This window comes from Bacillus sp. FSL R5-0422, from assembly GCF_038610765.1.
Lineage (GTDB): Bacteria > Bacillota > Bacilli > Bacillales > Bacillaceae > Bacillus > Bacillus pumilus_O.
The window spans coordinates 637,095-662,932 of sequence record NZ_CP152014.1; the positions used below are offsets into that span (position 1 = coordinate 637,095).

At 44.1% G+C, this 25,838-nt stretch carries 23 protein-coding genes; 19 read left to right on the forward strand and 4 right to left on the reverse strand.

What is annotated here, in order from left to right; genetic code table 11:
* Positions 1-65: 65 nt before the first annotated feature.
* The 10 genes from purC to ablB all read left to right on the forward strand — a co-directional run bounded on the left by purC (position 66) and on the right by ablB (position 11,059).
* On the forward strand, positions 66-788 hold the full coding sequence (purC, locus tag MKX52_RS03145; RefSeq protein ID WP_012009141.1) for a phosphoribosylaminoimidazolesuccinocarboxamide synthase: 723 nt from the start codon (positions 66-68) through the stop codon (positions 786-788).
* A complete protein-coding gene (gene purS / locus MKX52_RS03150) occupies positions 781-1,035 on the forward strand; it encodes a phosphoribosylformylglycinamidine synthase subunit PurS (protein ID WP_003214349.1) in 255 nt (84 codons plus the stop codon). The genes purC and purS overlap by 8 nt, the downstream gene beginning before the upstream one ends.
* Positions 1,032-1,715 (forward strand): phosphoribosylformylglycinamidine synthase subunit PurQ, encoded by a 684-nt coding sequence (purQ, locus tag MKX52_RS03155; protein WP_012009142.1) that lies wholly within the window; start codon positions 1,032-1,034, stop codon positions 1,713-1,715. The genes purS and purQ overlap by 4 nt, the downstream gene beginning before the upstream one ends.
* Positions 1,699-3,930, forward strand: a complete 2,232-nt coding sequence (gene purL / locus MKX52_RS03160; RefSeq protein ID WP_342491462.1) for a phosphoribosylformylglycinamidine synthase subunit PurL — start codon at positions 1,699-1,701, stop codon at positions 3,928-3,930. The genes purQ and purL overlap by 17 nt, the downstream gene beginning before the upstream one ends.
* The gene (gene purF, locus MKX52_RS03165; RefSeq protein WP_012009144.1) at positions 3,906-5,336 is read left to right on the forward strand and encodes an amidophosphoribosyltransferase; all 1,431 of its coding nucleotides are present in this window, start codon (positions 3,906-3,908) and stop codon (positions 5,334-5,336) included. Before purL ends, purF begins: the two co-directional genes overlap by 25 nt.
* 95 nt (positions 5,337-5,431) lie before the next feature.
* Entirely contained in the window at positions 5,432-6,472 is a 1,041-nt protein-coding gene (gene purM, locus MKX52_RS03170) for a phosphoribosylformylglycinamidine cyclo-ligase (RefSeq protein WP_012009145.1), read from the forward strand.
* The gene (gene purN / locus MKX52_RS03175) at positions 6,469-7,038 is read left to right on the forward strand and encodes a phosphoribosylglycinamide formyltransferase (protein ID WP_119124504.1); all 570 of its coding nucleotides are present in this window, start codon (positions 6,469-6,471) and stop codon (positions 7,036-7,038) included. The genes purM and purN overlap by 4 nt, the downstream gene beginning before the upstream one ends.
* 15 nt (positions 7,039-7,053) lie before the next feature.
* On the forward strand, positions 7,054-8,592 hold the full coding sequence (purH, locus tag MKX52_RS03180; protein WP_342491463.1) for a bifunctional phosphoribosylaminoimidazolecarboxamide formyltransferase/IMP cyclohydrolase: 1,539 nt from the start codon (positions 7,054-7,056) through the stop codon (positions 8,590-8,592).
* Between the two features lie 12 nt (positions 8,593-8,604).
* Positions 8,605-9,879: a phosphoribosylamine--glycine ligase gene (purD, locus tag MKX52_RS03185; protein ID WP_342491464.1), complete on the forward strand. Its 1,275-nt coding sequence runs from the start codon at positions 8,605-8,607 to the stop codon at positions 9,877-9,879.
* A gap of 334 nt (positions 9,880-10,213) precedes the next feature.
* A complete protein-coding gene (gene ablB / locus MKX52_RS03190) occupies positions 10,214-11,059 on the forward strand; it encodes a putative beta-lysine N-acetyltransferase (RefSeq protein WP_342491465.1) in 846 nt (281 codons plus the stop codon).
* On the opposite strand, the gene MKX52_RS03195 is transcribed toward ablB, so the two are convergent.
* Positions 11,054-12,712 (reverse strand): PucR family transcriptional regulator, encoded by a 1,659-nt coding sequence (locus MKX52_RS03195; protein ID WP_251184766.1) that lies wholly within the window; start codon positions 12,710-12,712, stop codon positions 11,054-11,056. The two genes, ablB and MKX52_RS03195, sit on opposite strands and share 6 nt — an antisense overlap.
* Positions 12,713-12,902: 190 nt before the next feature.
* Between MKX52_RS03195 and MKX52_RS03200 the strand changes: the two genes are divergently transcribed.
* The 4 genes from MKX52_RS03200 to MKX52_RS03215 are packed head-to-tail and all read left to right on the forward strand — an operon-like array spanning position 12,903 to position 16,893.
* Positions 12,903-14,267, forward strand: a complete 1,365-nt coding sequence (locus tag MKX52_RS03200) for an aspartate aminotransferase family protein (RefSeq protein WP_342491466.1) — start codon at positions 12,903-12,905, stop codon at positions 14,265-14,267.
* 12 nt (positions 14,268-14,279) lie between these two features.
* Entirely contained in the window at positions 14,280-14,966 is a 687-nt protein-coding gene (locus MKX52_RS03205; protein WP_088001812.1) for a CoA transferase subunit A, read from the forward strand.
* A complete protein-coding gene (locus MKX52_RS03210; protein ID WP_144473365.1) occupies positions 14,942-15,607 on the forward strand; it encodes a 3-oxoacid CoA-transferase subunit B in 666 nt (221 codons plus the stop codon). The genes MKX52_RS03205 and MKX52_RS03210 overlap by 25 nt, the downstream gene beginning before the upstream one ends.
* A 14-nt stretch (positions 15,608-15,621) precedes the next feature.
* Positions 15,622-16,893 carry a peptidase gene (locus MKX52_RS03215; RefSeq protein ID WP_342491467.1) on the forward strand — a complete coding sequence of 424 codons (1,272 nt, stop codon included), beginning with the start codon at positions 15,622-15,624 and terminating at the stop codon, positions 16,891-16,893.
* Positions 16,894-16,977: 84 nt separating this feature from the next.
* On the opposite strand, the gene MKX52_RS03220 is transcribed toward MKX52_RS03215, so the two are convergent.
* Positions 16,978-17,199, reverse strand: coding sequence for a DUF2892 domain-containing protein (locus tag MKX52_RS03220; RefSeq protein WP_024424522.1), 222 nt, complete (start codon positions 17,197-17,199; stop codon positions 16,978-16,980).
* 124 nt (positions 17,200-17,323) lie between these two features.
* On the opposite strand from MKX52_RS03220, the gene MKX52_RS03225 reads away from it, so the two are divergent.
* Both MKX52_RS03225 and MKX52_RS03230 read left to right on the forward strand, forming a co-directional pair.
* Complete coding sequence (locus tag MKX52_RS03225; protein ID WP_088001818.1) at positions 17,324-19,066, forward strand: adenine deaminase C-terminal domain-containing protein; 1,743 nt, start codon at positions 17,324-17,326, stop codon at positions 19,064-19,066.
* A 549-nt stretch (positions 19,067-19,615) separates the two neighbouring features.
* The gene (locus MKX52_RS03230) at positions 19,616-19,930 is read left to right on the forward strand and encodes a YerC/YecD family TrpR-related protein (RefSeq protein ID WP_003214053.1); all 315 of its coding nucleotides are present in this window, start codon (positions 19,616-19,618) and stop codon (positions 19,928-19,930) included.
* Between the two features lie 296 nt (positions 19,931-20,226).
* Here MKX52_RS03230 and MKX52_RS03235 read toward each other — a convergent pair whose 3' ends face one another.
* The gene (locus tag MKX52_RS03235) at positions 20,227-21,807 is read right to left on the reverse strand and encodes an FMN-binding glutamate synthase family protein (RefSeq protein WP_144456727.1); all 1,581 of its coding nucleotides are present in this window, start codon (positions 21,805-21,807) and stop codon (positions 20,227-20,229) included.
* A gap of 139 nt (positions 21,808-21,946) precedes the next feature.
* On the opposite strand from MKX52_RS03235, the gene MKX52_RS03240 reads away from it, so the two are divergent.
* Positions 21,947-22,177, forward strand: coding sequence for a hypothetical protein (locus tag MKX52_RS03240; RefSeq protein WP_024426686.1), 231 nt, complete (start codon positions 21,947-21,949; stop codon positions 22,175-22,177).
* Here the strand turns inward: MKX52_RS03240 and MKX52_RS03245 are convergent.
* Positions 22,158-22,571 (reverse strand): DUF2283 domain-containing protein, encoded by a 414-nt coding sequence (locus tag MKX52_RS03245; protein ID WP_342491468.1) that lies wholly within the window; start codon positions 22,569-22,571, stop codon positions 22,158-22,160. The two genes, MKX52_RS03240 and MKX52_RS03245, sit on opposite strands and share 20 nt — an antisense overlap.
* A 272-nt stretch (positions 22,572-22,843) precedes the next feature.
* Here MKX52_RS03245 and MKX52_RS03250 point away from each other — a divergent pair, with 272 nt between their 5' ends.
* Together MKX52_RS03250 and pcrA are read left to right on the forward strand one after the other, a co-directional pair.
* On the forward strand, positions 22,844-23,536 hold the full coding sequence (locus MKX52_RS03250; RefSeq protein WP_041816135.1) for a heptaprenylglyceryl phosphate synthase: 693 nt from the start codon (positions 22,844-22,846) through the stop codon (positions 23,534-23,536).
* 57 nt (positions 23,537-23,593) lie between these two features.
* Entirely contained in the window at positions 23,594-25,816 is a 2,223-nt protein-coding gene (pcrA, locus tag MKX52_RS03255; protein ID WP_012009165.1) for a DNA helicase PcrA, read from the forward strand.
* The last annotated feature ends 22 nt before the right edge of the window (positions 25,817-25,838 follow it).

Sequence of the window (25,838 nt, forward strand, 5' to 3'; positions counted from 1 at the left end):
GTCACCTGCTCGCCAGGTGCCCAATCCTGAAAATTGCCAACATTCAAATTAGGAGGCCAACCTGAATGACTGTGAAACAAGAACTTCTCTACGAAGGCAAAGCGAAAAAAATCTATCAGACCGATGACGAGCATATTTTATATGTCGAATATAAAGACTCAGCGACAGCATTTAACGGCGAAAAGAAAGCTGAAATCGAAGGCAAAGGCAGACTGAATAACGAAATTTCAAGCTTAATCTTTCAAATGCTGCATGAGAAAGGGATCAACAATCACTTTGTGAAACGCCTTTCTGAAACAGAACAGCTCATTCAAAAGGTGCAGATTGTACCGCTTGAAGTGGTTGTGCGAAATGTGGTAGCAGGCAGTATGTCAAAGCGCCTAGGCATTCCAGAGGGAACAAAGCTGGATACACCATTGATCGAGTTTTACTACAAAGATGATGCACTCGGCGATCCGCTCATTACAGAAGATCATATTCGCATTTTAGATGCAGCGACGCCAGAGCAGGTCGAGGAAATGAAACAGATCACAAGACAAGTAAATGAAGAGTTAAAGCAAATCTTCTCAGACTGCCATGTGAATTTAATTGATTTCAAGCTTGAATTCGGAATAGATCACGAGAATCGTATTTTGCTAGCTGATGAGATTTCACCTGATACGTGTAGGCTTTGGGACAAAGAGACAAACGAAAAGCTTGATAAAGACGTGTTCAGACGAAACCTGGGCGGCTTAACAAATGCATACGAAGAAATTTTCAAAAGACTTGGAGGCCATAAACATGTATAAAGTGAAAATTTTTGTCAGCTTAAAAGAGAGCGTTCTTGATCCACAAGGAAGTGCCGTGCAGCACGCCTTGCACAGCATGTCTTATCAGGAAGTAAAGGATGTCCGTATCGGGAAATACATGGAGCTTGTCATTGAAAAATCAGATCGTGATTTAGACACAGTCGTCAAAGAAATGTGTGAAAAATTACTGGCCAACACGGTGATTGAAGATTACCGCTATGAGGTGGAGGAGGTTGTCGCACAGTGAAGTTTGCAGTGATCGTCTTGCCTGGCTCTAACTGTGATATCGATATGTACCATGCGATTCAAGATGAGTTAGGTGAACAAGTTGAATATGTATGGCACGACGAAACGAGTCTAGACGGATTTGACGGTGTACTCGTACCAGGCGGTTTCTCTTATGGGGATTACTTAAGATGCGGTGCGATTGCTCGCTTTTCAAACATCATGCCGGCGGTGAAAAAAGCAGCTGCGGAAGGAAAACCTGTTCTTGGTGTTTGTAACGGGTTCCAAATTCTTCAGGAGCTTGGCATTCTTCCAGGTGCGATGAGACGAAATAAAGACTTAAAATTTATCTGTCGTCCAGTTGAACTCATTGTAGAGAACAACGAAACGCAATTTACAAGCGGCTATCAAAAAGGCGAATCCATTTCGGTTCCTGTAGCGCACGGTGAAGGCAACTTCTACTGTGATGAAGACACTTTAGCAAAGCTTATTGAAAATAACCAAATCGCTTTCACTTACGGAGACGATATTAACGGTAGTGTCAATCGAATTGCAGGTATTACGAATGAAGAGGGCAATGTACTCGGCATGATGCCGCACCCTGAGCGCGCGGTGGATTCATTACTAGGCAGCGCAGACGGACTTAAATTGTTTCAATCTATCGTGAAAAATTGGAGGGACACTCATGTCACTACTGCTTGAACCAAGTCACAAGCAAATTAAAGAAGAGAAATTGTATCAGCAAATGGGATTGAGTGATGAAGAATTCGCTTTAATCGAATCCATTATTGGCAGGCTGCCAAACTACACAGAAACAGGTATTTTTTCTGTCATGTGGTCAGAGCATTGCAGTTATAAAAACTCAAAGCCTGTTTTAAGCAAATTCCCGACAAAAGGAGAGCATGTTCTTCAAGGTCCTGGGGAAGGCGCTGGAATCGTTGATATTGGAGACAACCAAGCGGTTGTATTTAAAATCGAATCACATAACCATCCATCTGCGATTGAACCGTATCAAGGAGCAGCTACTGGTGTCGGCGGAATTATCCGTGATGTATTCTCCATGGGTGCGCGTCCAATTGCTGTACTAAACTCTCTTCGTTTTGGTGAACTGACTTCACCGCGCGTGAAGTACTTGTTTGAAGAAGTAGTGGCAGGGATCGCAGGCTATGGAAATTGTATCGGAATTCCTACAGTCGGCGGAGAAGTTCATTTTGATCAAAGCTATGAAGGCAATCCGCTCGTGAATGCGATGTGTGTTGGATTAATCAACCATGAGGACATCAAAAAAGGGCAGGCAAAAGGTGTCGGCAACACGGTCATGTACGTTGGTGCTAAAACGGGACGTGACGGTATCCACGGTGCAACATTCGCATCTGAAGAATTTTCTGATGAATCAGAAGAAAAACGTTCAGCAGTTCAAGTCGGCGATCCATTCATGGAAAAACTGCTGCTTGAAGCGTGCCTTGAAGTCATCAAAAACGATGCGCTCGTTGGGATTCAAGATATGGGAGCGGCTGGCTTAACAAGCTCAAGTGCGGAAATGGCGAGTAAAGCAGGTTCAGGTATTGAGATGAATCTAGACCTCATTCCGCAGCGTGAAACAGGTATGTCTGCATACGAAATGATGCTATCTGAATCACAAGAGAGAATGCTTCTAGTCATTGAAAAAGGCCGTGAGCAAGAAATCATTGATATTTTCGAAAAATACGATCTTGAAGCAGTATCAGTCGGTCATGTAACAGATGATAAAATGCTTCGTTTACTTCATCAAGGTGAAGTGGTATGTGAGCTTCCTGTTGACGCTCTTGCAGAAGAAGCACCGGTTTATCACAAGCCGTCAAGTGAGCCTGCATACTATCGTGAGTTTTTAGAAACGAAAGTGGAAGCTCCAGCGATTACAGATGCTGCACAGACATTAAAGCAGCTCCTTCAGCAGCCAACGATTGCGAGTAAAGAATGGGTCTATGATCAGTATGACTACATGGTTCGGACAAATACCGTCGTTGCACCGGGCTCTGATGCGGGCGTTTTAAGAATCCGTGGAACGAAAAAAGCCCTAGCGATGACAACAGATTGTAACGCACGTTATCTTTACCTTGATCCAGAGGTCGGCGGGAAAATCGCCGTCGCAGAAGCAGCACGTAACATTGTCTGCTCAGGCGCTCGTCCACTTGCAGTGACAGATAACCTAAACTTCGGTAACCCAGAGAAACCAGAAATTTTCTGGCAAATTGAAAAGTCTGCTGACGGGATTAGCGAAGCATGCCGCACGCTAAGCACACCAGTTATCGGTGGAAACGTCTCTTTATATAACGAATCAAATGGAACAGCGATTTACCCAACACCAGTCATTGGAATGGTTGGTTTGGTTGAAGATACTGCTCATATTACGACGCAATCGTTCCAGCAAGCTGGCGATGTGATTTTCGTCATTGGTGAGACGAAGGAAGAATTTGCAGGCAGTGAGCTTCAAAAGATGACAGAAGGCCGTATTTATGGAAAAGCACCAGAAATTGATTTGAACGTAGAGCTAGCGCGTCAAGAAGCTCTGCTCGCCGCGATTCAAAACGGTCTCGTTCAATCCGCACACGATGTGTCTGAAGGCGGACTTGGTGTAGCACTTGCTGAAAGTACATTTGGAACTGACGGGCTTGGCGCAGATATCCAAATCGATTTAGACAGCGAAGCTTCATTATTCAGTGAGACACAGTCACGTTTTGTTGTCACAGTGAAAACGGAGCACCGCGAAGCGTTTGCTGCGGCTGTCAAAGATGCGAAAGAAGTCGGTACGGTGACAAATGATGGTGTGTTTACTGTCAAAAATCAAGAAGGACAACAATGGATTCATGCAGCGGTCAACGAGCTTGAACGTGCATGGAAAGGAGCGATCCCATGCTTGCTGAAATCAGAGGCTTAAATGAAGAGTGTGGTGTCTTTGGGGTTTGGGGACACGAAGAAGCCCCACAAATCACATATTACGGATTGCATAGCCTTCAGCACCGAGGACAAGAAGGTGCGGGCATCATTGCAACAGATGGTGAGAACCTGACGTCACACAAAGGCCTTGGACTGATTACGGAAGTCTTTCAAAACGGTGAGCTAAAGGATTTGAAAGGAAAAGGTGCGATTGGACACGTTCGGTATGCGACAGCAGGCGGAGGCGGCTTTGAAAATGTGCAGCCCCTCTTCTTCCGTTCGCAAAACAATGGCAGCCTTGCCCTTGCTCATAATGGAAACTTAGTGAATGCAACGCAGTTAAAGCAGCAGCTAGAAAACCAAGGGAGTATTTTTCAGACCTCTTCTGATACCGAAGTGCTGGCTCATTTAATTAAGCGCAGCGGGCATATGGAATTAAAAGAACAGATCAAAAATGCACTGTCTATGCTTAAGGGAGCCTATGCTTTCTTAATCATGACGGAGACAGAAATGATCGTGGCGCTTGATCCGAACGGCTTACGTCCGCTTTCACTTGGTATGCTTGGGGATGCTTATGTTGTCGCTTCTGAAACATGTGCATTTGATGTTGTTGGTGCCACGTATTTACGTGATGTGGAGCCTGGCGAAATGCTGATCATTAATGATGAAGGCCTCAAATCTGAGCGCTTCTCGATGAACATTAACCGCAGCATGTGCAGCATGGAATACATTTATTTCTCAAGACCTGACAGTAATATTAACGGTATCAATGTGCATAGTGCGAGAAAGAGTCTTGGCAAAAAACTTGCTGAAGAAGCGCATGTCGAAGCAGATGTTGTGACAGGTGTACCAGATTCCAGTATATCTGCAGCGATTGGATATGCCGAAGCAACAGGTATTCCGTATGAGCTTGGTTTGATTAAAAACCGTTATGTCGGCCGGACGTTTATCCAGCCGTCTCAAGCATTACGCGAGCAGGGCGTACGGATGAAGCTGTCTGCTGTACGGGGTGTAGTCGAAGGAAAGCGTGTTGTGATGGTGGATGATTCCATCGTACGCGGTACAACAAGCCGCAGAATTGTCACGATGCTCAGAGAAGCGGGTGCGACGGAAGTTCATGTACGCATTAGTTCACCGCCAATCGCACATCCATGTTTTTATGGGATTGATACATCCACACACGAAGAGCTGATTGCTTCTTCTCATTCAGTGGAAGAAATTAGACAGGAAATCGGTGCAGACTCCATTGCATTTTTATCTGTAGACGGTTTAATGGACGGGATCGGCAGGAAGTACGATGATCCGCAGCGCGGTCAGTGTTTAGCATGCTTTACTGGAAAATACCCGACTGAAATATATGAAGATACGGTTCTTCCGCATGTGAAGGAAACGGTCTTGACGAAATAATCGAATAAAGGAGCAGCAGTCAAGATGAGTTGATATGCTGCTCTTTCATTCTGCCGAAAATACATGGAAATCAGCAGCTAAAAGGAGTGAATGGGATGTCAGAAGCATATAAAAACGCCGGTGTCGACATCGAAGCAGGGTACGAAGCCGTCAAACGAATGAAAACACACGTTGAACGTACAAAACGAGCAGGAGTTATGGGGGCTCTAGGTGGATTTGGCGGTATGTTTGATCTATCTGAGCTACCATACAAAAAGCCCGTTCTTGTTTCAGGAACAGATGGTGTCGGAACAAAATTAAAGCTTGCCTTTTTAATGGATAAACACGATACGATCGGCGTCGATGCCGTGGCTATGTGTGTCAACGATGTGCTTGCACAAGGGGCAGAACCGCTCTTTTTCTTAGATTACTTAGCCGTTGGAAAAGCAGATCCGGTAAAAATTGAATCCATTGTTAAAGGTGTGGCTGACGGATGTGAGCAGTCTGGTTCAGCACTTGTCGGTGGTGAGACAGCCGAAATGCCAGGTCTTTACACAGAAGAAGAATATGATATTGCTGGTTTTTCAGTAGGTGTCGTTGAAAAAGACGAAATCGTGACAGGAAACAGCATCAAAGAGGGGCATTTGCTGATTGGACTCAGCTCAAGCGGAATTCATAGCAATGGATATTCTCTCGTTCGTAAAGTTTTGCTGGAAGACGCTGGTCTTGATTTGCATCAAACGTATGAACCTTTTAAAAGACCGCTCGGTGAAGAGCTTCTTGAACCAACAAAAATTTATGTAAAGCCTGTTCTCAAACAAGTAAAAGCCGGCAAAGTGGACGGCATGGCACATGTGACAGGTGGCGGTTTTATTGAGAATTTACCACGTATGCTGCCAGAAGGTCTTGGCGTTGAGATTGATAACGGCTCATGGCCAGTACCACCCATTTTCTCCTTTATTCAAGAAAAGGGGCAGTTAAAGGCAGAAGAGATGTTCAACGTGTTTAATATGGGTATTGGCTTTGTCCTAGCTGTAAAAGAGGACGATCTTGTGGATGTGATTAGAGAGCTTGAACAAGATGGAGAGAAAGCATTTCTCATCGGACGTGTTCAAAAAGGAGAAGGTGTCACATTCGGCGGTGGAAGCCTCTCATGAAGAAGTTTGCGATCTTCGCCTCTGGAAGCGGGACGAACTTTCAAGCCATTATAGATACGTTAAAAGAAGAAGGATGGCAGGCTGAAGCCGCCATTGTGATTTGTGATAAACCGGGTGCAAAGGTGCTGGAGCGTGCTGAGAAAGAGGGCATTCCCTCCTTTGCTTTTACCCCGAAGGCTTTTCCGAATAAAGCCGCTTTTGAACAAACCATCATCGAACAACTGAGGCTTCATGAAGTAGAATGGGTTTTCCTTGCTGGGTACATGAGACTGATTGGCCCGACATTACTTGAAGCATACAAAGGGAAAATCGTGAATATCCACCCATCCTTGCTGCCAGCTTTCCCAGGTCTTGATGCCATCGGACAAGCCTATCAAGCAGGCGTCAAAGTGGCAGGCATCACCGTCCATTTTGTTGATGAAGGGATGGATACAGGCCCGATTATTGACCAAGCCGCGATCTATATTGACCAAGGCGAAGAGCTTGAATCGATTGAAAAAAGAATGCATGAACTAGAACACACACTATATCCAAAAGTGATCAAATCACTTTTAGAATTATCTTAATGAGGTGACGAAGGCATGACGATCAAACGCGCATTAATCAGTGTTTCCGATAAAACGAATCTTGTACCTTTTGTGAAAGAATTAACAGAACTTGGCGTTGAAGTGATTTCAACTGGAGGTACACATAAGCTTCTTCAAGAGAATGGCATTGATGTCATTGGGATTTCTGAAGTCACTGGATTCCCTGAAATCATGGACGGACGACTCAAAACGCTTCACCCGAACATTCATGGTGGATTATTGGCAGTGAGAGAAAACGATGAGCATATGGCACAGATTGAAAAGCATGGCATTCAGCCGATTGATCTTGTTGTCGTGAATCTCTATCCTTTCAAAGAGACGATCTCAAAAGACGATGTAACGTATGAAGAAGCGATTGAAAACATTGATATTGGCGGACCAGGAATGCTTCGTGCGGCATCAAAAAACCACCAAGACGTCACAGTCATTGTCGATCCTCGTGATTATGATTCAGTCGTTCAGCAAATCAAAGAAGGCGGCGTGTCACTTGAGAAAAAACGTGAGCTTGCGGCGAAGGTATTCCGTCATACAGCTGCTTACGATGCCCTCATTGCAGATTATTTAACGAACTTTGTTGGCGAAACAGAGCCAGAGCAGTTCACTGTCACGTTTGAGAAAAAACAATCCCTTCGTTATGGAGAAAACCCGCACCAAGCGGCGACTTTCTATGAAAATGCTCTACCAAGCAAAGGCTCTTTAGCTACTGCAACGCAATTACACGGAAAAGAACTTTCCTATAACAACATCAAAGATGCAGATGCAGCTCTTCAAATCGTACGTGAATTCTCGGAGCCAGCGGCTGTCGCTGTAAAGCATATGAATCCATGCGGTGTTGGTACAGGAGAAACGATTGCAGAAGCGTTTGACCGTGCATTCAAAGCAGATGAAACTTCTATTTTTGGCGGCATTGTGGCGCTTAACCGTGAAGTAGACAAGCAAACGGCTGAGGTGCTGCATACGATTTTCTTAGAAATTGTCATCGCTCCATCGTTTAGCCAAGAAGCACTTGACGTGTTAACAGCGAAAAAGAACCTTCGTCTATTAACATTAGATGTAGAAGCGGATCTTGGTAAAAAAGAAAAGCAGCTAACAAGTGTTCATGGCGGACTTCTTGTGCAGGACATTGATACGTATGCCTTAGAGGAAGCAACAATCTCTATTCCTACGAAAAGAGAACCTACAGAAGACGAATGGAAAGACTTAAAGCTTGCATGGAAAGTCGTAAAGCATGTGAAATCAAATGCCATTGTCCTCGCGAAAGATCAAATGACAGCAGGGATCGGCGCTGGTCAGATGAACCGCGTGGGCTCAGCAAACATTGCGATTGAGCAAGCAGGTGAAAAAGCGAAAGGAAGCGCACTAGGCTCTGATGCGTTCTTCCCAATGGGCGATACAGTGGAAGCTGCTGCGAAGGCAGGCGTGACAGCGATCATCCAGCCAGGTGGTTCCATTCGTGATGAAGAATCAATCCAAAAAGCAGATGAATACGGCATCGCCATGGTCTTCACTGGCGTTAGACATTTCAAACATTAAGGGGATGACAGTGTGAACGTATTAATTATCGGCAGAGGCGGAAGAGAGCATACCATCGCATGGAAAGTGAACCAAAGTGAACTTGTCAGCCAAGTATTTGTCACACCGGGCAATGATGGAATGACAGATGCTGCGAAGCTTGTCCCAATTGACGAAGGGGATCATGAGGCATTAATTCGTTTTGCAAAAGACAATAAAATCGGCTTAACGATTGTCGGTCCAGAGGTTCCTTTAATTGCAGGTGTCGTCGATGCATTTGAAGAGGCGGGTCTAAAGGTCTTTGGACCAAATGCAAAAGCCGCGGTCATTGAAGGCTCAAAGGAATTTGCAAAAGACTTAATGAAAAACTACGATATCCCAACCGCCGCTTACGCTACCTTCACATCGTTTGAAGAAGCGAAGGCATATGTGGAAGAAAAGGGTGCGCCGATTGTCATTAAAGCAGATGGTCTCGCAGCAGGAAAAGGCGTGACCGTTGCGATGACACTTGAAGAAGCGATCAACTGTCTGCACGACTTTTTAGAGGATGAAAAGTTTGGCGATGCAAGTGCTTCTGTCGTCATCGAGGAATTTTTAACAGGCGAAGAATTTTCACTGATGGCCTTTGTTAATGGAGATAAGGTGTACCCAATGGTGATCGCGCAAGATCACAAACGGGCATTTGAAGATGACAAAGGACCGAATACCGGCGGAATGGGCGCTTATTCGCCAGTTCCGCAAATTTCAGATGAAGTTGTCCAAAAAGCGGTGGAAGATGTTGTGAAACCGGCGGCTCGCGCAATGGTGCAGGAAGAGCGTCCGTTTACAGGCATTTTATATGCAGGCTTAATGCTGACGCCAGAAGGCTCAAAAGTCATTGAGTTCAACGCACGCTTTGGCGACCCTGAAACGCAGGTGGTTCTCCCTCGTCTTGAATCAGATCTAGTCCAAGTCTTCCTCGATATTCTGGACGGAAAAGATGTGGACTTGCAGTGGAAAGATACTGCGGCTGTCAGTGTGGTCCTTGCATCAGAAGGGTACCCGGAAGACTATGCAAAAGGCACGCCAATCGGTGCTTTGCAAACAACGGTCTCTGATGTCGTGACCTTCCACGCAGGAACAAAAAAAGAAAACGACCAATTTGTCACAAATGGCGGACGTGTAGCAAATGTGACGGCGTTTGACGACACATTTGAAGCGGCAAGAACAAGAGTGTATGAAGCGGTTGAAGAAATCATTCAACCAGGTTTATTTTACCGCCGTGACATTGGCGCCCGTGCGCTGAAAGCTGCGGGGAAATCCGTTTAATCAAAACACCTTTCTATCTGTTGAGATGGAAAGGTGTTTTTTGTTCTTTTGATGATTAGAAGGGATAAAGCCCGAATATGGAGAAGTGTTATAGGATTACCTATTTAGAAGGAGACAACATGGAAATTAAGGCTATTATAATCTTTGCTATATTCATGCACATTTTATTTCTCATAAACATAAATAGCATCATGCTGTTGCAATGAAGCGCAATAAAATGAAAAAAGCTTCAACCATTAGTTATATGATACTTTCAATTCTTTCTGGCATCGCTATTTCGTCATTTCTAATTTGGACATTCTTTATCAACTAATTATGAGAGAGGAATGAGTGTATGATGCAATTGAAGAAACTTGCAAACGAGCGTTTTTCTGCCCTCATCTGTATTGATTCATTTAATGAGCGAATCCGTTTAGATGATTATAGCGGCAGGGTGCGGGATGTGATTCAATCTGTTCTTCAGGAAGCCTCAGACTGTAAGGCTTCTAAGGTTATTGTGAAAGTAAGACGTGAGCATGTGCCGCTTTTTTTAGAAAAAGGCTTTCGGCTTGAAGGGGTGTTTTCTCATTATTTCCTTGGAAGTGACGCTTACGGTATGTCGCTTTTTCTCACTGAGGATCGAATGAACAGTTCGTATTGGTTGGAGGAGGATGAGATCGTCGCATCCATTCAAGCAAAAGAAATCAAAGAAGACCAAAGCACATGGCAGGATGAGTACGTGATGAGGAAAGCGGATCCGAAAGATATTCACAAGCTGGCAAAGCTCTATGATACGGTCTTTGAAACGTACCCTACGCCAATGAACGAGTCAGATTATATTGAAAAGGTAATGGAGGAAGGGACCATTTTTTATGTTGTTGAACATGACGGACACATTGTAAGTGCAGCATCCGCTGAAATCAATGCGCCGTATGGTCATGCAGAATTAACAGATTGTGCGACCCTTCCTTCATATAGAAAACTAGGATTCATGCATCATTTAATTCTAGCACTTGAAAAAGAACTCCAGTCGATGCATATCTTTGTCTTTTATTCACTTGCCCGTGCACTGTCCTATGGAATGAATCAAGTATTTTATCAGCTTGGTTATACGTATACTGGGCGCTTCCAAAACAACTGCTATATTTTCGACAAAATTGAAGATATGAATCTATGGGTCAAAACGCCGAATGAATCATGAAATGGTTCTCATCTGATCAAGCAAACCAGAAAGGCGGTAAGCCATGATACTGAGCTGCAGCTTCATCCGATCATCTGTTGATTTGAGGCTGCAGCCTGTTCTCGTTTCAATTTGTTTCAGCCGGTAGCTTAACGTATGTCTGTGAATAAACAATTCTCCCGCTGATTTTTGAATATTTTCATTGTGTGCCAAATACACTTCGAGTGTATGGATCAGGTCAGCTCCTTGTTTTTTTGTATAAAGCAAAGGGCTTAACAGTTCCACGTAAAAATCATGCAAATTCATTCCTGCTTCATTCATTTCAAGGAGCATGCCATATAAGCCGAGCTTTTGATAATGAATGATACTTTCGTCTGTTTTTAAAAGCGGAAGAAGCCTTGCTGCATACTGCGCTTCCTTCGCACTTTTTGCGAAGAGACTGATCTGGTCATAGGCTCTTCCGATACCAATGACAATCGGATGCACGGGGAAAAAATAAGACCAAGTGCTCCGGCACTCCTCTGCTGCGCGATACCACTCCGCTTCTTGAAACGCTTTTTTTCCTGCTGGTGTAAGGACAAAAATGGAATCGAGTCTCGTCTTTAGTAAAAAAGAAATATGTCTGCGTTCAAAGATCGAGGTGAGTAATTGCGATAGACGCTGCATCATTTGGTGATCGAGCTGTGTGTGCTGATGCTGGAATTGAAAGTAGATCACCACTTGTTCATCGCTCATATCATATTGCAGTTTTGTTGCTTGTTCGACCACGTAGCTTTCTTCTGTATATTGCTGCTGCAAAATATCATCTAACAAATGTCCCTGCATTTGGTTTTCTGTATCTTGAATGGCTTTTTGCTTCAACCATTCAATCGCATACACGGCCCCGGCATGCTCGATGGCAATCGCGTCGAGATGATGCCACGTATCCTTTTTCTTTAAAGACACAATAAACCCAAAAATATCACCCATCGCAATCACCGGACATGCGGCGAGGACGAACGCTCCGCACGTGTCATAGACGAGCCGTCCTTTCTCCTCTGCCTGCTTGAGAAGAGGCATGGTTTCAATGGGTTCATGATCTGTCAGAAAGCCAAAAGCTGGAGAGTACGTCACTTCATCTTTTATGAGATGAGCCGCTGTTTGATGTAAAAAGACATCAAGAACGACAATGTTCGCTGCAGTGAGATGTGCCAGTTCTTCTGTAATTTGCGTCACATTTTTATTCCTTACATTTAATTGGGTCAGTCTTTGATGAATCGCGGACGAATATTTAAGCTGATGAAGCTGACTACTCACGATTTGTTCTAAGACGGCTTTTGTAATATCTGAGAAATTGATGTGCGGCGGAATCTCGATGAGCGGAATGCCGCTATTTTTCGCCGCTTGAATAAGTGACGGTGGAATATCGCTTAAGTACACACCTTTATAAATTGCGATGGCTGACAGCCTTTGAGATTGAATCAATTCCTCAATCCGCTCGCATCTTTCTTGATTGTCAGAAAGTCCGAATCCGGTTGTGACGAGCAATTCTCCTTCGGAAAGTCTTGACGTGTCTTCGATGATTTCCACGATGGTCACCCACTCAATGAGTCGATCCAGTCCATTTTCTCCAGCGAGCAGCTTTGTCCCCTTCATGATATCGAGCGAAAGTGCATCTTTGACGAGAATCGCCATAGACTCATGACCTCCTTTTGAACTCTCTTATACACGATGTATAAAAAATGAGTCTGAAATTCGGGCATGTGGCGAATGGAGGATGACTGCCCTCTTGATTAAGCTAATCTTATAACAAGTATACAAAATTTTCTTGCGATTCATGAAAAAGAAAGAGGCAGCTGCTGACGAGAGAGGGAGGAATGGCAAAGTGGAGACCCGGGATTACTTAATCAAACCGATGTTGAATCAGCATTATCCTGTGGCTGTGAAAGGAGAGGGAATTTATTTATATGATCGGGACGGAAAAAAATATATAGATGGCTCATCGGGGGCTGTCACGGCAAGTATTGGACATGGCATACGTGAAATCATTGATGCCATGACCGAGCAAGCGGAAAAAGTGAGCTTTACGTACAGATCACAATTCACAAATGAACCAGCAGAAGATCTTGCTTATGAATTGAGCAAGCTTTGTCCAGGTAACCTGAACTGGTCTTTTTTTGTCGGAAGCGGATCAGAGGCAACGGAAACAGCCATGAAAATTGCTATTCAGCATTGGCAGGAGCAGGGAAAGGCGGAGAAGAATCACATTATTTCTCGATGGATGAGTTATCACGGCATCACCCTCGGTGCGCTGTCGATGTCCGGACATATTGCAAGGAGAGAGCGCTTTGAACCATTGCTCGAAAAGAATCCGGTGCTGTCTCCGCCATATAGCTATCGTTCATGGCTGCCGAAGGAAGAGGGCAAGCAGGTTGAATGGTATGTCCAGGAATTTAAAACGGTCATTCAGCGTATAGGAAAAGAGAGGATCGCCGCTTTTATTGCAGAGCCGATTGTCGGGGCATCGGGAGCGTCGCTAGTACCGCCAGACGGATATTTTGAAGCAATGAAGCGTGTCTGTGAGGAAAACGATATTTTAATGATTGCAGACGAAGTCATGACAGGCTTTGGACGAACTGGGAAAATGTTTGCGATGGAGCATTGGGGCGTCGTACCAGATATTATGGTTCTCGGCAAAGGGATGAGTGCTGGCTATTCACCGATTGCGGCAGCCGTCTCAGCGGATCATGTCATCGCGCCAATTCTGAGCGGTTCCGGCTCAGTGATGGCAGGTCATACCTATAGTGGTAATCCGCTTTCAGCCGCCGTCTCACTGGCTGTCATTCGTTATATGAAAAAACATCAGCTTCCTGAACGAGCGGATCTGTCTGGTCGCTATTTAATGAACGCCTTAAAGGAAGTGCAAACAAACCATTTCATCATAGGAGATGTGAGAGGAAAGGGACTGCTCATTGGCATTGAGTTTGTCGCAGACCGCCTGTCGAAAACACCATTTCCTGCCCATGCTCAAATGACGCATTTAGTCGTTGAGACAGCGAAGCAAAATGGCTTGCTTGTATACCCAGCAAGCGCCGGTGAGGATGGAGTGGGAGGTGCAGCGGTTATGATTGCACCGCCGCTTTCCATCACGCAGCAGGAGATGGATGAACTCATTCAATTATTTGAACAGACCATTACGCAGGTCGAACAAGAAGTCATCAACCGAGGGTTTTTCCCATCTGCGATGTAGGGAGGAAAGATGATGAACAAAACAGTGAATGTAGATGAAGTGATCACGCATTTTAGGGATGGCATGACCATCATGTTTGGCGGGTTTGGCGGCGTAGGGTCTCCGCCATCATTGATCGATGCCATTCTAGAAGCCAATATTAAAGATCTGACATTGATCGGAAACGATGCAGGTTTCCCGCAAATAGGTGTTGGTCGGCTGATCACAGAAGGAAGAGTCAAGAAGATCATTGCTTCTCATATTGGCTCAAATCCAATAGCCGGACAGAAAATGCAGGCAGGTACACTAGACGTTCATTTTTACCCGCAGGGCATTCTTGCAGAAAAAATACGAGCAGGCGGGATGGGCTTGGCAGGCATTGTGACAGATGTCGGCATGGATAGCCTCAATCTCGATGAGAAGCAGCTCGTGCCGCTAAACGGAAAGACATATATCCTTGAGCCTGCGCTAACAGCGGATATGGCCATTGTGAATGCCCTCAAAGCAGATGAAGCAGGAAATCTAATATTTGATAAAAGTGCTCGGAATACAAACCCGATTGTGGCGATGGCAGGAGACTGGACCATTGCGGAAGTGGAAGAGATTGTGCCAGTGGGCAATCTTCATCCAGAGGAAATCGTGACACCAGGCGTATTTGTGAACCAGATCGTGCAATCAAAAGGAGTGAACTGGACATGGGCATGGGAGACATCGATTTAAGACACCGCATAGCCAAACGTGCGGCGCAGGAAATTGAAGATGGCATGATCGTCAATCTTGGGATCGGTATCCCGACACTTGCAGCGGAATACATTCCAGCGCATTACAACGTATGGCTTCATGCTGAAAACGGCATTATGGGGGCAGGCGCCTCACCAGCACAAGGAGAAGAAGATCCAAATTTGTGCAACGCCGGCGGCTTTCCTATTACATTAACAAAAGGCGGCTCATACATGGACAGCACGACTGCTTTTGGCATTATTCGAAAAGGCATGCTGGATATGACCATTTTAGGTGCACTTGAAGTAAGCAGTCAGGGCGATCTTGCGAATTGGATTGTGCCAGGTAAACGAGTACCCGGGATGGGCGGAGCGATTGAGCTTGCACAAAAGGCGAAAAAGGTTGTAGTGGTGATGAGCCACCTCGATAAACACGGACAATCAAAGGTGAAATCTGCCTGCACATTGCCCTTAACAGCGAAGTCTTGTGTAGATTTGATTATTACGGATATGGCCGTCATTGAGGTCAAATCACAGCTGCTCATTTTACGTGAAGTCATGCCGCCGTATCAGCCGGAAGATGTCATAAGGGCGACAGAGGCACCCTTAATTTTAGCGCCTGATGTTAAATCTGTTGTGTAGAAAGGATGACTGACTTGCAGCCAATCACACGTATCAGAAGCTGGATGAGAGAGCACCAAGATGAAGCGATTGCGCTTCTTCAGCAAATGGTGCAATGTGAAAGCACCCAAGGGAACGAACAAAAGGTGCAACAAATTGTAGCAAATAAGTTGTCCGCCATTGGTTTTGATGTAGATGTATGGGACATTGGCGGAGAAGACTTGCTCGAACACCCATATTTCTATTCCCCAAGGCGTTCTTTTAAAGGAAGTCCCAATGTCGCCGGACGATTGAAGGGGAAAGGGGACGGCAGATCTATTTTATTAAACGGGCACGTCGATGTTGTGCCAGCAGGAGATACGAAACAATGGACATATCCGCCCTACAGCGGGCATATCATAAACGGGAGACTTTATGGACGCGGGGCAACAGATATGAAAGGCGGAAATGTTTCTTTACTCTTTGCACTAGAGGCACTGCATGCGCTTCAGATTCCGCTAAAAGGAGATGTCGTGTTTCATAGTGTCGTCGAAGAAGAGAGCGGCGGCGCCGGTACTCTTGCAGCCATACTGAGAGGATATACAGCAGATGCGGCGATCATTCCAGAACCAAGTCATATGAAAATCTTTCCGATTCAGCAGGGATCTAAGTGGTTCAGACTGCATATTAAAGGAAGGGCAGCTCATGGCGGAACAAGATATCATGGCGTTTCCGCTATTGAAAAGAGTACGATCGTTCTTTCGCATGTAGCGGCACTTGAAGCAGAACGAAATCAACGCATCACCGAGCCGTTATTTCAGCATATCCCGATACCGATCCCTATCAACATAGGGAAAATTCAAGGCGGTGATTGGCCGTCCTCTGTAGCGGATCTAGTCACAATGGAGGGAAGACTTGGTGTGATGCCAGGTGAGACGGTTGAGCAGGCAGAGAAGGAACTAGAAAATTGGATGATGGGACTTGGGGAAAAAGATGAATGGTTCAAAGAGCATCCTGTCGAAGTCGAATGGTTTGGTGCTAGATGGCTTCCAGGCTCAATCGATACGAACCATCCACTTTTAGGTCTATTGAAGGAACAATATGAGGCGGTCAAGAAGGAGCCCCCAAAGATCGAAGCTGCTCCTTGGGGAACAGACGGAGGACTACTGTCACAGGCGGCAGGTATCCCGATCATCGTGTTCGGACCTGGAACAACAGAGCTTGCCCATTTTCCGAATGAATCCATCGACATTGAGCATGTCATTGAAGCCGCAGAAATTATTGCAGGTACGATGGTGGAATGGTGTGAAGCAGCGGAAGCGGAGTGATATAAAAATAATCACAAAAAAGAAGACAAAGTGCTAAAATCAAGATCATTTTAGCACTTTGTCAATAATTTGAAAGAAGGCTGTTCACTCAGCCTTCTCTTTATGTGTGTCCTGCTGTTCACACATATACGTTACTGGACAAAAACGAAGAATGCCTGATCCAAGCTTCATCCCGCCGAACATGATGCCCAAAAGCAGCATTTTGCTCCATGGTTTTCTAGCATATAAAGAACCAGCCACAGTACATATTGTCATTCCACAGGCAATTCGAATGAGCGCTTCCATTAAGCCGAGATTAGGTTTCATTGAAGGTAAATCTCCTTTTTTAAATATTTTAAGTGTGATTTCAAGAAATTGTAACGTTTCATTAATGCGTAACGTGGTTCGTTATGTTACGATAGGGCTAATACAAATGAAGGAGAGTATGTGAATGTCCGAACGTACTTTTAATTGGAGAAACAATGACATCCGCACACAAATCGATGTAGTCGACTCAAAAATAGTTCCAACACTCCTTTTAACGAATGGACTCGTGCTAAACCCGTTTTTAAAACAATGGGTAAAGGCAAATATTTGGATACATGATGATCGAATTGTTTATGTCGGAGCAGAGCTTCCTCAAAATAAATCAGCTAAACGTGTGATTGATTGTGAAGGGAAATACATTGTGCCTGGGTATATAGAGCCTCACGCGCATCCGTTCCATATTTATAATCCCCAATCACTTGCAGAATATGTGTCTCAATTTGGCACAACCACGATGGTTAGTGATAACTTATTTCTTCTTTTGCAGAGCAATGAAAAGAAAGCGCTTTCCACTCTGTGTGAATTAAAACAGCAGCCATTTCAGTATTTCTGGTGGTCTAGATACGATCTTCAAACCGAAGTCAGATATGAAGATGAGATGCTTCCTATCAACTATCGCAAGGAATGGATTGATCATCCAGATGTCCTTCAAGGCGGCGAATTAACAAGCTGGCCAAGATTGATGGACGGAGATGATCTCATTTTATATTGCATGCAAGAAACGAAGAAGCAGCGGAAACGAATTGAAGGGCATTTCCCTGGCGCTTCTGAGAAAACGCTAACAAAAATGAAGCTGTTTGGCGCGGACAGCGATCATGAAGCGATGAATGCAGACGATGTGCTCAAACGTTTGTCTCTTGGCTACCATGTCTCACTTCGTCATTCTTCCATCCGCCCAGATTTAGTGAACATTTTAAGAGAGCTGCACGAGCGTGATTTTAGACACTATGATCACTTCTTCTATACAACAGATGGAGCAGCGCCTCATTTTTATGAGGAGGGTATGATTAATCGTTTGATTTCAATTGCCCTTGATGAAGGCGTGCCTATCATCGATGCATATAATATGGCGACCTTTAACATTGCGAAATACTATCAAATTGATGACTTATTAGGTGTTGTTGGTCCAGGACGTCTGGCTTCTTTGAATGTGTTAGATGATCCAATGAATCCAAATCCTGAAACGGTCATATCTAAAGGAGTCATCCTCAAATTAGATGGAGAGAACCAGCATCAATTTCAAGAAACAAAATGGGAAAATGGCGGGCTTGTTCCATTAGATCTAGGCTATGATCTGACGACGAGTGATTTGCAATTTTCCATGCCACTAGGTGTCAAAATGAGAAATGCTGTCATCATGGAGCCGTATACAGTGGAGATTGATAACTCTGTGAATCAGCTGTCATGTGATCATGATCAAAGTTTCTTTAGCCTGATTGACCGAAAAGGCGAGTGGCGTGTAAACACGATGCTCAAAGGGTTTGCAAACAAAGTGCAAGGGTTTGTCAGCTCATTTTCACTCACTGGTGACATTTTAGTGATCGGGAAAAATAAAGAAGATATGATGCTGGCACATAAGCGAATGAAAGAAATTGGCGGGGGGATCGTCCTCACAGAGAACGGGGAAATTTTGCACGAAATCCCGCTGCAACTATCAGGCTGTGCCTCTGCTGAACCGTTCGAGACAGTCCTTCAGCAAATACAAACCTTGCGAGAGCTGCTCATTGAGAGAGGCTATCCATTTGATTGCCCAATTGATACACTTGTCTTTTTCCAAAGTACACATTTGCCGTATATTCGAGTGACACCAAGAGGAATATTTGATGTCATGAAAAAAACTGTACTCTTTCCGTCTATAATGCGTTAAAATATAACAGAGTGGAGCTGTATCATATTTGCTGGATTTCTGACCGCTGTTATAGGGCAGACGTGAGCAATGGATCTCTTCGCTGCCATGTAGGTGAAAATGCTTATGTGGAGTTGTTGAAGCAGAGGGCTTTGACATGACGAGTGAAATGCCCTAATGAAAAAATGAATCTGTCGGTTACGCTGGCCGACCAACATATTTTGAATAATTGAGCGAGGCGGGGCGCATGTTTGTGGTCTCGCTGAGCTTTCCGTACAACCTGTATTTTTAGGGAAGCCCTAATGAAGTAGAAGTGATCTGGATATCGGAAGCAAACAAGTTTGTCAGATTGTCGAACAAGGAAAATGACAGAACTTGTCGAATTTGTATACGATAAAGAAGCTTCGGCTTACGAAAGAACTGACGGCATTTCCAGCGTATAAACAAACCTGTCATGATTCGTTCAAAGCTCATTGCTGAGGTTGAAAAAAATTAGTCAGGAAAGATACCGCTTTCTCCGCAGAATGTCGTGCGAAGCGGTGCCAATAGTAAAGGAGAAGATGTATAAAGATGCAAATTGATAAATTAAGGGGCAAAAGCTTAGATCAGTTATTCAACTCCATCTTATCCCTTAAAGACCTGGAAGAATGCTACCGATTCTTTGATGATTTGTGTACCATCAATGAAATTCAATCTTTATCACAGCGTCTTGAAGTAGCACGTATGCTTCGCGAGGGAAACACGTATCATAAAATTGAGACGGAGACAGGTGCAAGCACTGCAACCATCTCACGAGTCAAACGCTGCTTGAACTACGGAAACGATGCCTATACAATGGCACTTGACCGCGTAGCAGAACAGCAGGCAAATGACGAAACAAAATAAAACAGCTTTCACTGTAAACAATTCTTTTCAACAAGAATGGCGTTGTTTACAGTTTTTTTATGAAGAGCGCTGAAAAAACAAGCAAGGACTGGCTGAAAAGCGAGTCCTGTTTTTTATTTTAGCTTGCCTATAAACCATCTTTCTCCTTTCTTGTCACCATCTCATTCGTCTTCCGTCTCATCCCGCGAACCTTTTTCTCTCGTATCTTCCAACTCTCCACTTCATGGTCATTTTTATACGCGATTGAGCCAAAATGTCAATCGAAAAAAAGGTGCATAAACGCACCTTTTCTCAAACTAGACAGACGGCTGTGTTCCTGAAAAAATAGGGACTTCACTTGTCTGACCATTTTCTTGTCTGTAGACAATATGTTTCTCATTAAAATGAATGGGAGATTCAATTCCTGCGGCTGCGGATAAGTTAAACAAACCTTCTCTTAGAGAAAGGATATAATTGCAGACTCGGTATTTCTTTTCTTCAATGGATAAACCCTTTTGCAGCTTTGGATCAGTAGTGGCGACCCCGACTGGGCATTTATTCGTGTGACACACTTGGGCGCGAATACAGCCGACTGAAAACATGAGTCCCCGTGCAATATTGACAAAGTCAGCACCCATGGAAAGGGCAATCGCAATTTTATCAGGTGAGAGAAGTTTGCCAGAAGCAAAGAGTTTTACCTGATCTCTGACACCGTATTCCTTCAATATTTGATGAACCATTGGGAGTGCCGTGAAAATCGGCAGCCCTGCGGAATCTGCCAATTCATGAAAGGACGCACCAGTGCCGCCTTCTCCGCCATCCACTGTAATGAAATCAGGATGCTTTCCGCTTTTTTTCATGTACGCTGCAAGTTCCTCAATGTTTTCTTTATGTCCGACCACAAGCTTGATGCCGACAGGCTTTCCGCCTATACTTCGCAACTGTTCAATGAAATCAAACATATCAGGAATGGAGTGGAACATCTCAAATCGATTTGGGCTGTCAATGGATTGGTGGGGCGGCAATTTACGGATGTTTGCAATTTCTTCGGTGACCTTTTCACCGTCAATATGTCCGCCGCGTGTTTTAGCTCCTTGAGCCAGCTTCAGCTCAAAGGCTTTGACTTCCTCGTGCTCGCTTTTTTTCTTAAACTCTTCAAAGGAAAAGGCGCCATCCTCTGTTCTCACGCCAAATAGACCGGGCCCAATCTGGCATATAATATCGGCTCCGCCTTTGAGGTGATAGGGAGAAAGCCCGCCTTCACCTGTGTTCATCCACGTACCGCCAGCCATCTTTAATCCTGAGGATAATGCTGTAATGGCCCTGTCGCCTAAAGATCCGTAGCTCATGGCAGACTGTCCAATCAGGCCTTTTACACGGAAAGGCTTTTGACATGTGTGCTCACCAATCACTTGGACATCGTCTTGATGGAGATAGTAAGGTTTTGCTTCGACCTCTTTGGTATGTTCACTTCTTCTCAGTAAATTGTCTTGATCGATCTGATACACTTTTGTTTGGATTTTTTCAGATTGATCGATGCGTAACTCATCTCGCTGTTTTGGAAATAGGACGTTGCGAATGTAGTAGCCAGGCTTGTCAAAATCACGTTTTGATCCAAAGCCCATCGTCCGGCTTTTGTACTTCCCAGACATGACAGCTTGCTCGTATTCTCTTCTTGAGAAAGGAAGCTCCTCCCGATCATTTAGAAACAGATATTGGCGAAGCTCAGGTCCGATTTTTTCAAAAATAAACCGTAGCTTTCCAATGACCGGATAATTTCGCAGGACAGAATGCTCTTCCTGTTTTTCATCTCGCATCCAAATCCAGATGAATAAAATGATTGGTATGATGAAAAAAATCACTAATAGTGCGCCAATGACAATGAAAGTTGTTGTCACAAAGATCCCCTCTTTTCTCTATCGTTGCTGTTGTTATTCCACTTTTCATTGAAAGAGAAACCACTTCAACAGATTGTGACGTTTAGAAATGAAAAGGCGGGGTAACTTACAAATAAGATCATAAGGGGAGGGAACATACATGAATAAGCGTCCGAATGCGTATGTACTTGCAGGATTAGGGGTTGGTGGTGCAGTGTTATTAGCAGTGAAAAATAAACAGCATCTCAAAAAATGGGCAAGCATGTTCCGCTCAGATGAAAAGATTCCTGAAAAAGCTGGACACCCTGATCCATTAGATATTCAAGACAACAAGATGGTCGATGAAGGGGCCATGACATCCGTCCATTATTTCAATGAAGCGAGACAATAGTTTGGAAAAACCGTTTTGACCATTCAAAACGGTTTTTTCTTGTCTGTTTTTTGATGGTATATCGAAGAGGATCGACAATCGTAAAACCGATCAACCCTTCGTGATCAGGCGTCGAGAAAAGAAATTCAATGCCTGATAAATGATAGGTTGAGAGAACTTCCTGATCTGTAAAACGTAACGAAAGCTCATCCTCATAAACGGGTGCATGCTTCAAAACCTTGGTTTCTTCTGCAAATAACTCCAAACCAGCTACTCGGCCCTCTTTGTCAATATCTACGTTCACACATTCATTTACATCTAATTCAATGGTTTCTTTGATTGTCCCAATTCCCACAGGCAGGAGATAGATGTATCCGATGTCGATCGTTTGATCATATGTGATGGCTCTTTTCAAGTGGATCACCTACTTTATGTATGGTTTTTTGATCAATAGTAAAATGTCCCTTTATTGTATAATAACATGTGGTGATACAAAACTTTCCTATCAGTGAACGGTCAAAGATCAACCCTCTCAGCTCCTAGATGTTTTCAGCAATCTAACTTAAAGTCATGAACACCATTTTCAAAAGAATGAAACTTTTAGCTGAAGGAGGTTACCCATTTTTTGCGGTCACTGATTTTGTTATAATATTTAAATGGAATGAAACGAATGGAGGAACATTTTTCATGTATGATGTTACCGAGTGGAAGCATGTCTTTAAACTCGATCCGAATAAAGAAATATCCGATGAACAGCTAGAGGCGATTTGCGAATCTGGTACGGATGCGATATTGATTGGCGGCAGTGACAATGTGACAGAGGACAACGTGCTTCAATTGATGTCAAAGGTCCGCCGGTTTCTTGTGCCATGTGTGCTTGAAATCTCAACACATGAAATGATTGTGCCGGGCTTTGATCTGTATTTCATTCCGACCGTCTTAAACAGCTCTCATCCTGATTGGATTGTTGGGCTTCACAAGGACGCGATGAAGGAATTCGGTGATTTGATGTCAATGGAAGAGATCGTGCCTGAAGGCTATGTGATTTTAAATGAAGAATGTAAAGCGGCCAAGCTTACAGAAGCAAATACAGCACTGGACATCGATGACGTAAGAGCATATGCAAGAGTGGCAGAGCATTTGATGAAGCTGCCCATTTTTTATCTAGAATACAGCGGAACGCTTGGAGATATAGAGCTAGTGAAAGAAACGAAAGCAGTGCTTTCTGATACGGTTCTTTTTTATGGCGGGGGCATTGAAAACGCAAAACAGGCAGAAGATTTTGCGCAGCATGCGGACGTGGTTGTTGTAGGAAACGTCATTTATGACAATTTCAAAGAAGCATTAAAGACAGTGAGCGCAGTCAAAAAATCATCATAGTCAAACAAGATGAAACGGGTTAAAATAGAACATAAGTTCGAATTGGCGGTGAATGGAATGAATGAAATATCGAATCATCTATTAGAAGGGCTGAATGACGCACAGAAAGAAGCGGTCAAAGCAACTGACGGTCCGCTACTCTTGATGGCAGGAGCAGGAAGCGGAAAGACACGGGTGCTCACACATCGAATTGCTTATTTAATGGCAGAAAAGCATGTGGCTCCGTGGAACATTTTAGCGATTACGTTTACAAATAAAGCAGCACGTGAAATGCGTGAGCGTGTACAAGCCATTTTAGGGCCTGGTGCGGATGATATATGGATCTCTACGTTCCACAGCATGTGTGTGCGCATTTTACGACGCGATATTGACCGTATTGGTGTAAATCGCAACTTTTCTATATTAGACACATCTGATCAGCTTTCAGTTATTAAAAACATTTTAAAAGAACGAAATATCGATCCTAAAAAGTTTGATCCACGTAGCATTTTAGGTTCAATCAGTAGTGCAAAAAACGAACTCATTGACGCAGAGGAATACGCCAAAACAGCTGGTGATTTCTATGATCAAGTGGTCAGCGACGTCTACACAGATTATCAAAAACGATTACTCAAGAACCAATCACTCGATTTTGATGATCTTATTATGATGACGATTCGTCTGTTTGAGCGCATCCCTGAAGTATTAGAACACTATCAGCGAAAATTCCAATACATTCATGTCGATGAGTATCAGGATACAAACAGAGCGCAGTACATGCTTGTGAAACTGCTCGCTCAACGTTTTCAAAATATATGTGTGGTCGGTGACTCGGATCAGTCCATCTATCGCTGGCGCGGAGCGGATATTACAAACATTCTCTCCTTTGAAAAAGATTATCCGTCCAGTGAAGTGATTTTGCTTGAGCAAAATTATAGATCGACTAAACGTATTTTGAATGCTGCAAACACAGTGATTCAAAACAATTCAAACCGTAAGCCGAAAAATCTTTGGACAGAAAATGATGAAGGAGCGAAGATTGCTTATTACCGTGCAGATAATGAATTCGGTGAAGGACAATTTGTTGCTGGAAAGATTCATCAGCTTCATCAGAGCGGCAAGCGTAAATTATCCGATTTTGCGATTCTTTATCGGACCAATGCCCAGTCTCGTGTCATAGAGGAAACATTATTGAAGTCAAACATTCAATACAACATTGTCGGCGGCACGAAGTTCTATGACAGAAAAGAGATCAAGGACATTTTGGCGTACTTACGTCTAGTAGCTAACCCAGATGACGACATTAGCTTTGCACGAATCGTTAACGTACCAAAGCGCGGAATCGGTGCAACTTCTGTTGATAAAATTGCGGCATATGCCGAGATGAATGATCTGTCTATGTTTGAAGCACTTGCTCAGGTAGATTTCATTGGACTCAGTGCAAGGGCAGCCAATGCGCTTGATGAATTTAAACAGCTCATTGATCAAATGACCAATATGCAGGATTATTTATCTGTCACAGAACTAACAGAAGAAATTCTAGAGAAAACAGGCTATCGTGAAGCACTAAAGGTTGAAAAAACGATTGAAGCACAAAGTCGTCTAGAAAATATTGACGAGTTTCTCTCTGTGACTAAGAACTTTGAAGAACAAAATGAAGACAAGTCCCTTGTGACTTTCCTGACAGACCTTGCCCTTGTCGCAGACATCGATAAGCTGGATGAAAATGAGGAAGAAGATCAGGATGCGGTCATTTTAATGACGCTTCACGCCGCAAAAGGTCTAGAATTCCCCGTTGTCTTCTTAATGGGCATGGAGGAGGGGGTCTTCCCGCACAGCCGTTCATTAATGGAAGATGCAGAGATGGAAGAAGAGCGCCGCCTTGCTTATGTAGGCATCACACGTGCGGAAGAAGAGCTTTATTTATCAAGTGCCAAGATGAGAACACTCTTCGGCCGGACAAACATGAACCTTGAATCAAGATTCATTCGAGAAATACCAGCCGATTTATTGGACAACCTAAATGAGAAAAAAGAAACCAAAACACCATTTGGCCAAACAAGAGAACGACCGCAAAGACGGGGACCTGTCTCACGTCCGCAAACTCAAACCATTCAAAACACAGGCGGCGGAAGTATTGGCTGGGCTGTGGGCGATAAAGCGGCTCATAAAAAATGGGGCGTTGGAACGGTTGTCAGTGTAAAAGGCAGTGGAGACAGTACAGAGCTTGATATTGCCTTCCCAAGCCCTACAGGCATTAAGCGTCTTCTCGCAGCATTTGCGCCAATTGAGAAGCAATAAACTGGTAGAACTTATAAAACGG

Excerpts from the sequence above, each read along its gene's own strand:
- purC (WP_012009141.1), top strand. The coding sequence starts at position 66 with ATGACTGTGAAACAAGAACTTCTCTACGAAGGCAAAGCGAAAAAAATC.
- purS (WP_003214349.1), top strand. The coding sequence starts at position 781 with ATGTATAAAGTGAAAATTTTTGTCAGCTTAAAAGAGAGCGTTCTTGAT.
- purL (WP_342491462.1), top strand. The coding sequence starts at position 1,699 with ATGTCACTACTGCTTGAACCAAGTCACAAGCAAATTAAAGAAGAGAAA.
- purF (WP_012009144.1), top strand. The coding sequence starts at position 3,906 with ATGCTTGCTGAAATCAGAGGCTTAAATGAAGAGTGTGGTGTCTTTGGG.
- purM (WP_012009145.1), top strand. The coding sequence starts at position 5,432 with ATGTCAGAAGCATATAAAAACGCCGGTGTCGACATCGAAGCAGGGTAC.
- purN (WP_119124504.1), top strand. The coding sequence starts at position 6,469 with ATGAAGAAGTTTGCGATCTTCGCCTCTGGAAGCGGGACGAACTTTCAA.
- purH (WP_342491463.1), top strand. The coding sequence starts at position 7,054 with ATGACGATCAAACGCGCATTAATCAGTGTTTCCGATAAAACGAATCTT.
- ablB (WP_342491465.1), top strand. The coding sequence starts at position 10,214 with ATGATGCAATTGAAGAAACTTGCAAACGAGCGTTTTTCTGCCCTCATC.
- MKX52_RS03195 (WP_251184766.1), bottom strand. The coding sequence starts at position 12,712 with ATGGCGATTCTCGTCAAAGATGCACTTTCGCTCGATATCATGAAGGGG.
- MKX52_RS03205 (WP_088001812.1), top strand. The coding sequence starts at position 14,280 with ATGAACAAAACAGTGAATGTAGATGAAGTGATCACGCATTTTAGGGAT.
- MKX52_RS03210 (WP_144473365.1), top strand. The coding sequence starts at position 14,942 with ATGGGCATGGGAGACATCGATTTAAGACACCGCATAGCCAAACGTGCG.
- MKX52_RS03220 (WP_024424522.1), bottom strand. The coding sequence starts at position 17,199 with ATGAAACCTAATCTCGGCTTAATGGAAGCGCTCATTCGAATTGCCTGT.
- MKX52_RS03225 (WP_088001818.1), top strand. The coding sequence starts at position 17,324 with ATGTCCGAACGTACTTTTAATTGGAGAAACAATGACATCCGCACACAA.
- MKX52_RS03230 (WP_003214053.1), top strand. The coding sequence starts at position 19,616 with ATGCAAATTGATAAATTAAGGGGCAAAAGCTTAGATCAGTTATTCAAC.
- MKX52_RS03240 (WP_024426686.1), top strand. The coding sequence starts at position 21,947 with ATGAATAAGCGTCCGAATGCGTATGTACTTGCAGGATTAGGGGTTGGT.
- MKX52_RS03250 (WP_041816135.1), top strand. The coding sequence starts at position 22,844 with ATGTATGATGTTACCGAGTGGAAGCATGTCTTTAAACTCGATCCGAAT.
- pcrA (WP_012009165.1), top strand. The coding sequence starts at position 23,594 with ATGAATGAAATATCGAATCATCTATTAGAAGGGCTGAATGACGCACAG.